Origin of the sequence: Pseudonocardia oroxyli, assembly GCF_900102195.1 — a bacterium.
GTDB classification, from domain to species: Bacteria; Actinomycetota; Actinomycetes; order Mycobacteriales; family Pseudonocardiaceae; genus Pseudonocardia; species Pseudonocardia oroxyli.
In genome coordinates this window covers 397,419-407,169 of the sequence record NZ_FNBE01000004.1, presented here as the reverse complement: position 1 = coordinate 407,169, position 9,751 = coordinate 397,419, and the positions used below count along the sequence as shown (strand labels likewise).

The 9,751-nt window shown below is 72.4% G+C and carries 6 protein-coding genes and 1 rRNA gene; 5 read left to right on the top strand and 2 right to left on the bottom strand.

The genetic code is table 11. The features are described 5' to 3' along the window. From rrf to BLS43_RS29895, 4 genes are all read left to right on the top strand, one after another. Positions 1-88: ribosomal RNA gene (gene rrf, locus BLS43_RS08990) — 5S ribosomal RNA — on the top strand; the annotation flags it as partial. 235 nt (positions 89-323) lie between these two features. Further along, entirely contained in the window at positions 324-851 is a 528-nt protein-coding gene (gene ssb, locus BLS43_RS08985; protein WP_176921234.1) for a single-stranded DNA-binding protein, read from the top strand. A 25-nt stretch (positions 852-876) separates the two neighbouring features. Then, the gene (ettA, locus tag BLS43_RS08980) at positions 877-2,553 is read left to right on the top strand and encodes an energy-dependent translational throttle protein EttA (protein WP_093080095.1); all 1,677 of its coding nucleotides are present in this window, start codon (positions 877-879) and stop codon (positions 2,551-2,553) included. Positions 2,554-2,633: 80 nt separating this feature from the next. Continuing rightward, entirely contained in the window at positions 2,634-5,915 is a 3,282-nt protein-coding gene (locus BLS43_RS29895; RefSeq protein ID WP_093079780.1) for a hypothetical protein, read from the top strand. Positions 5,916-6,032: 117 nt separating this feature from the next. On the opposite strand, the gene BLS43_RS08970 is transcribed toward BLS43_RS29895, so the two are convergent. Then, positions 6,033-6,422: an ATP-binding protein gene (locus tag BLS43_RS08970; protein ID WP_176921233.1), complete on the bottom strand. Its 390-nt coding sequence runs from the start codon at positions 6,420-6,422 to the stop codon at positions 6,033-6,035. A gap of 97 nt (positions 6,423-6,519) precedes the next feature. On the opposite strand from BLS43_RS08970, the gene BLS43_RS08965 reads away from it, so the two are divergent. Continuing rightward, positions 6,520-7,698, top strand: a complete 1,179-nt coding sequence (locus BLS43_RS08965; RefSeq protein ID WP_093079771.1) for a TerC family protein — start codon at positions 6,520-6,522, stop codon at positions 7,696-7,698. 40 nt (positions 7,699-7,738) lie between these two features. Here the strand turns inward: BLS43_RS08965 and BLS43_RS08960 are convergent, their stop codons facing one another. Further along, the gene (locus BLS43_RS08960) at positions 7,739-9,748 is read right to left on the bottom strand and encodes an ABC transporter ATP-binding protein (RefSeq protein ID WP_093079766.1); all 2,010 of its coding nucleotides are present in this window, start codon (positions 9,746-9,748) and stop codon (positions 7,739-7,741) included. Between the last annotated feature and the right edge of the window lie 3 nt (positions 9,749-9,751).

The window sequence follows — 9,751 nt, the reverse complement described above, 5'->3', positions numbered from 1 at the left end:
CGGTCCCATCCCGAACCCGGAAGCTAAGCCCTCCAGCGCCGATGGTACTGCACTCGCCAGGGTGTGGGAGAGTAGGTCGCCGCCGACATCAAACAATCGGAAAGGCCCCGCAGCATTCGCTGCGGGGCCTTTCTGCATTCCCGGATTCGGCAGAGGACGCCGCTACCACACGATGCCGACGAATCCGGGCCTCGCGCGGCGCAGAGGTGGCGGTTGTCCACACGCGGCACCGCCCATCCCCAGATCGTCGCCGACGACGCTCGAACCCTTCTCGCGGCCCGATGCTGGACGCACTGCGACCCGCACCGAGCGAGGAGAGACCTGTGAGCGACATCCTGACCACCGTCGTCGGCCGGCTGACGAACGAGCCCGTGATCCGCGATCTCGGCGCAGGCCGTGAGGTCGTGTCCTTTCGCATGGCCTGCAACCACGGCTTCTACGACCGACAGACCGGGGCGTGGAAGGAGTCGTCCACCTCGTATCTCTCCGTGGACGTCTGGCGCCGTCATCTCGGCCGGAACGTGAAGCAGACCTTCGCCAAGGGTGACCCGGTGATCGTCCACGGCCGGCTGTACGTGCGTGAGTTCGAGCAGGAGGGCCGTCCCCGCACCGCGGTGAGTCTCGTGGCGGAGGCGGTGGGCCCGGACCTCAACACCGCCACCGCGGTGGTCAACCGGGTGCGGCGCGCGGCGGACGGGTCGCTGCTCGACGACGGCACACCGCTCTCGGACGGCCCCCGTGGTCCCGGCACTCGAGCCGAACACCCCTCCATGGACGTTCGGGACGGCGCTCCGCTGGAGCCCGGTGACCCCGTCTCGGAGGTCGCCGGTGCACCTGTCGGGAGGACGTGAAGTGACCGGAACTACCATCGTGCGCGTGCCGGAGTTCATCTACACCATGAAGAACGTGCGCAAGGCGCACGGCGACAAGGTCATCCTCGACAACGCCTCGATCAGCTTCTACCCGGGGGCGAAGATCGGCGTCGTGGGTCCCAACGGCGCCGGCAAGTCGACCGTGCTGCGGATCATGGCCGGCCTGGACCAGGCGAACAACGGCGAGGCCTTCCTCGCCCCGGGCGCCACGGTCGGGATCCTGCAGCAGGAGCCTCCCCTCAACGAGGAGAAGACCGTCCTCGGCAACGTGGAGGAGGGCGTCGGCGAGATCAAGCAGAAGCTCGACCGATACAACGAGATCGCCGAACAGATGGCGACGGACTACTCGGACGCGCTGATGGAGGAGATGGGCACCCTCCAGGAGGAGCTGGACCACGCGGACGCCTGGGAGCTCGACTCTCAGCTGGAGCAGGCGATGGACGCCCTGCGCTGCCCGCCGCCGGACGCCCCGGTCACCCACCTCTCGGGTGGTGAGCGCCGCCGCGTCGCGCTGTGCAAGCTGCTCCTGTCCAAGCCCGACCTCCTGCTCCTCGACGAGCCGACCAACCACCTGGACGCGGAGAGCGTCCTCTGGCTCGAGCAGTTCCTGGCGTCCTACCCCGGCGCCGTCCTGGCGGTCACCCACGACCGGTACTTCCTGGACAACGTGGCGCAGTGGATCCTCGAGCTGGACCGCGGCCGCACCTTCCCCTACGAGGGCAACTACTCCACCTACCTGGAGAAGAAGGCCGAGCGCCTCGCGGTCCAGGGCAAGAAGGACCAGAAGCTGCAGAAGCGGCTGAAGGACGAGCTCGCGTGGGTCCGGTCCAACCCGAAGGCGCGGCAGGCCAAGAGCCGCTCGCGGCTGGACCGCTACGAGGAGATGGCGGCCGAGGCGGACCGGAACCGGAAGCTGGACTTCGAGGAGATCCAGATCCCGCCCGGCCCGCGCCTGGGCAGCACGGTCGTGGAGGTCTCGCACCTGGACAAGGGCTTCGACGGCCGTCAGCTGATCAAGGACCTGTCGTTCTCGCTCCCGCGAAACGGGATCGTCGGCGTGATCGGGCCGAACGGGGTCGGCAAGACCACGCTGTTCAAGACCATCGTCGGGCTGGAGAAGCCGGACTCCGGCGAGGTCAAGGTCGGCGAGACGGTGAAGCTGTCCTACGTCGACCAGAACCGCGGCGGGATCGACCCCAAGAAGAACGTCTGGGAGGTCGTGTCCGACGGCCTGGACTACATCCACGTCGGCCAGACCGAGATGCCCTCGCGCGCCTACATCGCGGCCTTCGGGTTCAAGGGCCCCGACCAGCAGAAGCCCGCGGGCGTGCTGTCCGGCGGCGAGCGGAACCGGCTGAACCTGGCCCTCACGCTCAAGCTCGGCGGCAACCTGATCCTGCTCGACGAGCCGACGAACGACCTGGACGTCGAGACGCTAGGCTCGTTGGAGAACGCGCTCGAGCAGTTCCCCGGGTGCGCCGTGGTCATCTCCCACGACCGGTGGTTCCTGGACCGCGTCGTCACGCACATCCTCGCGTGGGAGGGCACCGACGAGAACCCGGCCGCCTGGTTCTGGTTCGAGGGCAACTTCGAGGCCTACGAGAAGAACAAGGTGGAGCGCCTCGGGGCGGATGCCGCGCGTCCGCACCGTGTCACGCACCGTAAGCTCACCCGTGACTGAGAGCGATCGGGCCCTGCGGCTCGATCGGGCGAGGTAGACAGCGGGATCCCACCCGGGTGGTCGGTCGCACAGGAGGGTGCATGTCCGAGGCGGTCCGGCACGGCACAGACGAGCTCTCCGGGGCGGCGTTGACCACGGTCGCGGCGTCGCTCCGGTGGAGCAGGCCGGATCTCACGGCCGGGCTCGCGGAGCACGCTGCGGAGGTCACTCCGGAGACCGATCCGGTGTGGCTGCTGGCCTCGGGCTGGCGCGCCCACGGCCTCGCCGCGACCGGCGACGGGCGCACCGTGATCGCGGAGGTGCTCGAGCAGCTCGCGCGGCGCGGTGTCGAGCCCGCGGTGGCGGACGGTGCACGGCTCGTCGTCGAGGTGGCGTCGGTCTCCCAGGAGAACGGGGACACCGGTGTCGCGCGGCGGCTCGCCCAGCAGGCCCTCACGCTCGCCGTCGGATCGGCCGAGGTCCGGCTGGACGCACGGCTCGTCCTGATCCGGTGCGCGGTCTCGGCCGGGGAGGCTGCGAGCACGGTCGATGCCCTGCTGTCCCGCGCGCGGGCGGACGCCGATGCGCTCGCGGGGTCCGTGGCCCGGGCTGCCGTCGAGCTGGTCGCCGCGACGGTCGCGCTCGACCGGGCGGCGTCCGTGGCGGCGGTCGAGGCGGCCACTGAGGGCCTTCGGGTCCTCGACGGGGCCGGGGGGCGCCGTGCCGCTCCCTCGCTCTACGACGCTCTGCTGGCGCATCGGATCGCGGCGTTGCTGGAGGCGGGCAGGCGAGCGGAGGCGCACGGTGTCGCCCGAGGGGCGCTCGTCGCGGCTCCCGGACGAGCCAACGCGCAGGCGGCTCGGCTGCGGCTCGCGGTCGCGCGAGCCACGTCGGAGGACGAGGCCGCCACCGGCACTGCGCTGGCCGAGGCCGCCGACCTGGCCGCGGTCGTGGACCTTCCGGGCCTCGAGGCCGCCTGTCGGACCGCCCTGGCCGAGCTCGCCGAGCGGACCGGAGCCCTGGACGTCGCGCTGCGGGAGATGCGGGCCGGAATGGCCGCCGAGCAGCGGGACAAGGAGCGCGGCCGTCGCCACCGAGAGCTCGTGGCGGACTTCGAGGCGGCGCTCGGACGTCGCGGGGCGCGCAGCACCGACGTGCGGCCCGCGGACAGACTCCTCGACGAGTCGGCGACCGGACACGGCCCCACCCCACCGGAGCGCACCGCGACTGACACCAAGCCGGGGGCCGCAGCTCCGCCGAGCGGGATGAGCGCGATCGACGCCCTGCTGGGCGGCTTCTCCTCGGAGGCGGACGCGCTGCTCGGTGGCCCGCTCGCCGAACCGCGGCCGGTCCGACGATCCGACGATGGCCTCGGCACGCCGCCCGTCGCCGGCGCGGCACCCGAGGACGGGCGCCGGAACGGCCGGCCCAAGTCGGCGGGGAACACCGGCGAGGCACAGTCGGACGACGGGGCCGAGCCCGCGGAGCGTCCGCGCCGTCTCACGCAGCGGCGGCGGGCCACCGCTGTCCCGATCGACGAGCCTGCGACGAATGGCCGTTCGGCCACCTCGTACGGGGCGCTGCTCGGTGACGCGTTGATCTCGGAGTTGCGGGCCTCGGGGCAGTGGAGCGACGACGGCGACCGCGCGGGCTCGTGGCCGCGGCTGACCCGGTCCCGTACCGGCGAGTCGGCGGCCACCGCCGCGGCAGGGGCGGCGGCGCGATCAGCCGACGCCGCGGACGGGGGAAGTCGTCATGAGGGAGCCGACACCGCGGGCGCTCCGGCCGGCGGCGCGCCGGTGCGTCGCCCGGCGCGCCGGCGGGCGGCGGAGGAGTCCGCTCCGCGGTCACCGCGTGCCGACCGGGACGATGCGACGGCCGACTCGCCGCGTGGCGGATCGGACCGCGACCAGGACGTCCTCGGTGTCGGGGTGCCCGACAGCGGCACGCGCGGGGCGCACGGTGGCGATCAGGCGGGTCGGCGCGGCGGGGACGAGGCCGGTGGGCAGGGCCATGAGGTGGGTCGGCAGAGCGACGCGGCGGACCGGCGCGGCGACAATGCGAGCCGGCACGGGGACGCGGGCAGTCGGCGCGGCGATGCGGCTGGCCGGCATGGCGGCGAAGCAGGCCGACCCGAACTCGAGGTGAGCGGGCGTGTCGGCGATGTTGCCGGTCGACGCGGCGGCCAGGCGGGTGTGCATGACGACCAGGCTGGTCGAGACTCAGACCAGGCCGGTCGGCACGGCGACCGGGCTGGTCACGGCGAGCCGGCCGGTGGGCACGGTGAGCAGACCGCTCCGCACGAGGCGACGGCCGACGCCGCACGCGACGGCTCGGGGCGGCACGGAGCCGGCTCTACCTCGTCGAGGCGGAGGGCCGGGCACGCGGCCGCCGAGGCGGACCTGCCGGCGGCGTCGGACGAGGCGAGGGGTTCCGCGTCCGCGGTGTCGGCGGCGGTCGCCGCGAAACCCACGGGAGCGAACGGCGGGGCCCCGGCCGACGGGGCGGGCGACTGGCTGCGCGAGGCGATCGCCGAGCTCGACCGGGTGTGGGGTCGTGCGGAGCCTGCTGCGGCACCGACCGTCGCAGGCGCCGCGGCGGCGTCCGGGGTCGTCGGTCCTCCAGTCGGTACGGGCGGTGAGGGGCCTGCGGACGGGGCGCGGTCCGGATCGGGCGAGGCGGGAGCCTCGGGCAGGCGGCGTCGTCCGGAGGCGGGGGAGAGCCCGTCGGACTCGGGTGGGCGGGAGCCGGATCCGGCGGCCGTGGGCACGACGGTGGTGATCGACCTCGTCGAGGGCGATCGTCGGGTGCACTCCCCGCAGGCCGAGCGGATCCTGCGTGATCTCACCGACCGGATGCGCGTCCACCTCCCGCGGCGGGGACGCGTGCGCCCCGAGGACCCGGCGACCCTGCGGGTCGACCTGCCCGGGCGCGACCGGGCCGAGAGCGCGGCCTGGATGCAGCCGGTGCTGGGAGACCTCGCGGCGGCCGTCGCCATGGCGGTCTCGCGGGACCCGATCGGTATGGACGGGCTCGGCGCGGTGCGCCTGCGCGGCACCGTCCACGGCACGGACGGCGAGTCCGGCGCCCAACTCGTCCAGGAACTCCCGGAACCGAGCGACGGACCAGGCGCTGAGCCCGGCGCCGGGCTCGATCAGGCGCGGGCGGCCGAGGACACGGGTGCCCGCCGACACCGGCGCCGGTCGGCCGAGGCGCCGGACCAGGGCGCGACGACGTCGACGACCGGGTCCACGGGCGAGCCGGACAACGCCCCCGGCGACTCGGCGACCCCGGCGGCCGCCGAGCGGACGCCGGGCCGCTCCGGCCGCGAGAGCCTCGGCAACCTGCTCGCCGACGCGATGGCGGCCTACCGCGGCATGTAGAGGAGCGCCCTCGGTGAGCTGACGCCGTGGTGAGCCGGGACCTCGCGGACCGGCGGCCTCGGTGAGTGGCCTGACGGCCCCCTCCTTCGTTCTTGCTCTTGGCGCACTCCGGGTTGGTCAGTCCGGTGTCAGGACGGTGGCCTCGACGGTCTTCGAGCGTCGCGCAACGCGCACGGTCCACTCGCTCAGCGCCGCGACCAGGGTCAACCCGCGACCCCGGTGCTCGCCTTCGAACCGCGACCGGCCGGCGACGGGGTCGCGCTCCGGACTGCCGTCGGTCACCGCGACACGCACCCGGTCCTCGGAGACGGCCAGCTCCACCGACCGCGGCCCGCGCGCGTGCTCCACGGCGTTGGTGACGAGCTCGGTGCAGACGAGTTCGGCGTCCCCGCAGCTCTCGGCCTCGCCGACGTGTTCCCGCAACCAGGCCCGTAGCCGGGGCAGACAACGCGCGTCCCGGAAGGCGGTGGTCAGGGCGACGGGATCCGCGCGCAACGTCGTGGTCACGGCCGCCGGGTACCCCGACCGGGCACGGATCATGTGCCGACTGCCCGGTTCGTCCCTATGCTCACGCCACTGTCTCGTGGACCCCTGAGGAGACCTCGTGTCCGTGCCTCCCGTCGTGTGGTGGCTGACGGTCCTCGCGATCGTCGGGCTGCTGGTGTTCGACTTCGTGTTCCACGTCCGCAAGGCGCACGTCCCGACCCTGCGGGAGGCCACCGTCTGGTCGGCCCTCTACGTCGGCATCGCGGTGTTGTTCGGCGTGGGCCTGCTGCTCTTCGGCGACCCGACGATGGGCGCCGAGTACTTCGCGGGCTACGTCACCGAGAAGGCACTGTCGGTCGACAACCTGTTCGTCTTCCTCATCATCATGGGCAGCTTCTCCGTGCCCCGCGCCGACCAGCAGAAGGTGTTGCTGTTCGGCATCGTGTTCTCGCTGATCGCGCGGACGGCGTTCATCTTCGTGGGCGCCGCGCTGATCAACACGTTCGCCTGGGTGTTCTACCTGTTCGGCCTCATCCTGCTGATCACGGCCGGGAACCTGCTCAAGGGCGAGGGTGGCCAGGACGAGGCGGACAACTTCGTCATCCGGCTCGCGAGGCGCTTCCTGCGCACCTCCGAGCACTACGACGGCGACAAGCTGTTCACCGTCGAGAACGGCAAGCGGGTCATGACCCCCATGCTGCTGGTGATGGTCGCCATCGGCGGCACGGACATCCTGTTCGCCCTGGACTCCATCCCGGCGATCTTCGGCCTCACCCAGAACACCTACATCGTGTTCACCGCGACGGCCTTCTCCCTGTTGGGCCTGCGCCAGCTCTACTTCCTGATCAACGGCCTGCTGGACCGGCTCGTCTACCTGTCCTACGGGCTCGCGGCGATCCTGGCGTTCATCGGCGTGAAGCTGATCCTGCACGCCCTGCACGAGAACAACGTGCCGTTCATCAACGACGGCGAGCACGTCAACGTCGTCGAGATCAGCACGGCGGTCTCGCTCAGCGTGATCATCGGCGTGCTGGTCCTGACCGTCATCGCCTCGCTCGCCAGCCCGAAGGGCAAGGCGGTCAACGCCTCCGCGACCGTGCGCCGTCGGGCGAAGGAGTACCTGGCCTGCGAGGACCCGACCGAGCGGGCGCGGCTGATCGAGGTGCTGCGCGGCGAGGAGAAGCGCCTGCAGGAGCTTCCGCCCCGCGCGCGCAAGGCGCTCAAGGAGGACGCGGAGCTCGTCGATCTCGTCAACCGGGTGCGGGCCGAGCACGAGGCGAGCGCCCGGACCTCGTGAGTGGCGATGGTCGCCATGGCGACCATCGCCACTCACGGGTTCAGTGGCCGTTGCTCTGGAACAGGCGGGCTGCACCGGTGCGGGCGCGACGGCGCGGGACCGGCTGGGGTCGCGGGCCCTGCGGGTGGCCGACCGGGTAGCGGTGGCGGGCGCGCTCGCGGTCGAGATCGGCCCAGACGGCGCCGGGCCTGCCGGTGCCGCCCTGCGTGGTCGGGCTCTGGGCGGTCGGGCTCAGCGTAGTCGGGCTCTGCGTGGTCGGCCTCTGCGTGGCCGCGCTCTGTGCGGTGCCGGCCCGACGGGCGCCGGGGCCGTGGTGCAGGCGGTGCAGATGGGCGTAGCCGGGGCAGTTGATCAGCAGCTCATGATGGGTGCCCGCGCCGAGGACCCGGCCGTGTTCCAGGTAGAGGATCTGGTCGGCGTCGGTGACGGTGAGCAGGTTGTGGCTGATCACGATGGTGGTCCGGCCGTGCATGAGCCGCCGCATCGGGCCCATGACCTGCTCGGTGGAGTGGGCGTCGAGGCCGGTGGTGGGCTCGTCGAGCAGCAGGACCGGGGCGTCGCGGATCATGGCGCGGGCGATGGCGAGCCGTTGGCGCTGGCCGCCGGAGAGCATCCGACCGCGCTGTCCGACGGGGGTGTCGTAGCCCTGGGGCAGCGCGGTCACGAAGTCGTGCGCATCCGCGGCCACTGCGGCGGCGACCAGCTCCTCCTCGGTGGCGTCGGGCCTGCCCCACAGGATGTTGTCGCGCACGGTGCCGTCGAACACGAGGGTCTCCTGCAGCACCGCCGCGAGGTTCTCCCGGACCCGCACCAGCGACAGGTCCCGCAGGTCGACGCCGTCGAGCCGCACCCGGCCCGCGTCCGGGTCGTAGAAGCGCAGCAGCAGCTTCGTGAGCGTGGTCTTGCCCGCCCCGCTGGGCCCGACGACGGCGAGGGTCCCGCCGGGCGGGACGGTCACCGTCACGCCGTCGAGGGCGGGCCGCTCGGTGCCGGGGTAGGCGAAGCGCAGGTTCTCGAGCGTGATCGCGCCGCGGGCGCGACCGAGCGGCACTGGGTGCGGTGACTCCTCGACCGACGGCTGCTCGCGGAGGATCTCGATGATCCGCTCGGCGCCCGCGCTGGCGGCGAAGACGGTGTTGGTCAGCCCGGCGAGGCCCTTGATCGGCGCGTACATCTGGGAGAGGTAGCCCAGGAACACGATCAGCCCGCCGAGGGTCAGCGCGTCCTGCGCCATCTGCCAGACGGCGAAGCCCGCCACGACCAGGACGGCGGCGACCTCGAACAGGTCGATCAGCGGCGAGAACAGCGCGCGCAGCCGGGCGGCCACCATCGACGCCGCGAAGGAGCCGAGGTTCTCGGTGCGGAAGCGGCGGGTCTCGGCGGGCTGGCGGTTGTAGGCGTGCACGAGCGCGGCGTTGCCCAGGGACTCCTCGGCGACGGCGCCGATCTGCCCGCCGCGCCGGCTCGTCTCGCGGGCGGCGGCCTTCAACCGCCGGGAGAACCAGCGGGAGGCGAGCGCGAACGCGGGCACGCTGACGAGCGAGACGAGCGCCAGCTGCCAGTTCAGGAAGAACAGCAGGCCGCCGTAGACGAGCAGGCGGGTGCCGAAGGAGACGAGCTGCATGAGACCGGACACGACGAGTGACTCGATCGCGTTGACGTCCCCGGAGAGCCGGGCGAGCAGGTCACCGACCGGGCGGCGCTCGAAGAATCCGGGCGACATGCGATGCATGTGGGCGAACAGTCGATCCCGTAGATCCAGGACGAATCGTTCACCGACCCACGTGCAGAGGTAGTCGTCCGCAAAGGACAGAATTCCGCCGACGACCATGACGCCGACGAACAATGCAGCAACCGTGCCGAACAGTTCGAAATTGCGCGGAGTCAGGACGTCGTCGACGAGGACCTTGAACAGCCACAGGTTCGCCGCATCGAGCACCGGGCCCACCGCGATGAGCGCCAGGCAGATCGCCAGCCGGCCGCGATAGGGCTTGATGAAGGGCCGGAAGTGGGCGAGGACCGTGCGGACCGGGAGGGCGGGGGTGGCCACCGT

Coding starts and splice junctions, on each gene's coding strand:
- BLS43_RS29895 (WP_093079780.1), top strand. CDS start 2,634: ATGTCCGAGGCGGTCCGGCACGGCACAGACGAGCTCTCCGGGGCGGCG.